This is a genomic window from Pseudomonas sp. SIMBA_067, assembly GCF_046534675.1.
Classification (GTDB): Bacteria; Pseudomonadota; Gammaproteobacteria; order Pseudomonadales; family Pseudomonadaceae; genus Aquipseudomonas; species Aquipseudomonas putida.
The window spans coordinates 1-231 of record NZ_JAWRYH010001475.1; the positions used below are offsets into that span (position 1 = coordinate 1).

Below are 231 nucleotides of genomic sequence, written 5' to 3' on the forward strand. Positions count from 1 at the left end.
GTGTTTGGGTGGTATTTATAGCGGGGTTTTCGCCTATTCCTTATAAAGTGTTTACCATTGGCGCTGGTGTATTACAAATGGCGTTTTTACCTTTTATTATTGCCTCAGGTATTGGGCGTGGCGCGCGTTTCTTTTTAGTATCTGCTTTAATGAAATGGGGCGGAGTTAAAATGGAACAAAAATTACGCCAATATATTGAAGTACTTGGCTGGGCAGTGGTTGCTTTAATCG

The 231-nt window shown here is 41.1% G+C and carries 1 protein-coding gene; it reads left to right on the forward strand.

The genetic code is table 11. The features are described 5' to 3' along the window. Positions 1-231, forward strand: a 231-nt coding sequence (locus SB765_RS34330) for a YqaA family protein (protein WP_410933117.1), incomplete at both ends; no start/stop codon positions are given.